Annotated in this window: 1 protein-coding gene; it reads right to left on the reverse strand. The window is 67.2% G+C overall.

All coding sequences use genetic code 11. The features are described 5' to 3' along the window. Positions 1-39 precede the first annotated feature (39 nt). The gene (glnA, locus tag QZX79_RS01030) at positions 40-1,461 is read right to left on the reverse strand and encodes a type I glutamate--ammonia ligase (RefSeq protein ID WP_294563465.1); all 1,422 of its coding nucleotides are present in this window, start codon (positions 1,459-1,461) and stop codon (positions 40-42) included. Positions 1,462-1,599 lie beyond the last annotated feature (138 nt).

Genomic DNA, 1,599 nt, shown 5'->3' on the forward strand with positions numbered 1-1,599 from the left:
CTCCTGGCACAGTTGCGGCTGGTCAGGAGGCGCTAGCGATCAGACGTCGTAGTACAGCGCGAACTCGTAGGGGTGCGGGCGCAGCCGCAGCGGGTCGATCTCGTTGTCCCGCTTGTAGCTGATCCAGGTCTCGATCAGGTCCGGGGTGAACACGCCGCCCTCGAGCAGGTAGTCGTGGTCCTCCTCGAGCCGGTCGATCACCGCGGCGAGGCTGCCGGGGACCTGGGCGATGTCCTTGGCCTCCTCGGGCGGCAGCTCGTAGAGGTCCTTGTCGATCGGCGCGGCCGGCTCGATCTTGTTCTTGATGCCGTCGAGGCCGGCCATGAGCATCGCGGAGAACGCGAGGTAGGGGTTGCCGGAGGAGTCGGGGCAGCGGAACTCGATGCGCTTGGCCTTCGGGTTGTTGCCCGAGAGCGGGATGCGGATGCAGGCCGAGCGGTTGCGCGCGGAGTAGACCAGGTTCACCGGGGCCTCGAAGCCCGGCACCAGGCGGTGGTAGGAGTTCACCGTCGGGTTGGTGAAGGCCAGCAGGCTCGGGGCGTGGTGGAGCAGGCCGCCGATGTAGTAGCGGGCGGTGTCGGACAGGCCGCCGTAGCCGGCCTCGTCGTGGAACAGCGGCTGCCCGCCCGACCACAGCGACTGGTGCACGTGCATGCCCGAGCCGTTGTCGCCGAACAGCGGCTTCGGCATGAAGGTCGCGGTCTTGCCGTTCTGCCAGGCGGTGTTCTTCACCAGGTACTTGAACAGCATGATGTCGTCGGCCGCGTGCAGCAGCGTGTTGAACTTGTAGTTGATCTCCGCCTGGCCGGCGGTGCCGACCTCGTGGTGCTCGCGCTCCACCTCGAAGCCGGACATGATCATGTTGCTGACGATGTCCGCGCGCAGGTCGGCGTAGTGGTCGACCGGGGGCACGGGGAAGTACCCGCCCTTGTAGTTGACCTTGTAGCCCAGGTTGCCGCCGGGCTCGTCGCGGCCGGTGTTCCACCAGCCCTCGGCGGAGTCGATGTGGTGGTAGGTCTGGTGGGGGTCCGAGCCGAAGCGGATCGAGTCGAACACGTAGAACTCGGCCTCGGGCGCCATGTAGGCGGTGTCGGCGATCCCGGACGCGGTCAGGTACTGCTCGGCCTTGCGCGCGATGTTGCGGGGGTCGCGGCTGTAGGGCTCGCCCGTGATCGGGTCGTGCACGAAGAAGTTGACGTTCAGCGTCTTGTGCTTGCGGAACGGGTCCAGCCGGGCGGTGGCCGGGTCGGGGAGCAGGGCCATGTCCGACTCGTTGATCGCCTGGAAGCCGCGGATGGACGAGCCGTCGAACGCGGCCCCGTCCTCGAAGACGCCGGCGGCGGTGGCCGCGGGGACGGTGAGGTGCTGCATCACGCCGGGAAGGTCGCAGAAGCGGATGTCGAGGTACTCGACCTTCTCGTCACTGATGAACTTCAGGACCTCTTCGGAGTTGCTGAACACCCTCGATGGCTCCTCGTGTCGGGATCGCGGCGGTGCTCCACCGCTGTCTGCCCGCGACGCTAGGACCGCGGTGTTGCCCGACGGTCACCCAGTTGTTTCGCAGAGGTTACCGACCCGGGTCGCCTACGCTGGTGCTCA

This window comes from uncultured Arthrobacter sp. (genome assembly GCF_902805515.1).
In the GTDB taxonomy this organism is placed as follows: domain Bacteria; phylum Actinomycetota; class Actinomycetes; order Actinomycetales; family Micrococcaceae; genus Arthrobacter_D.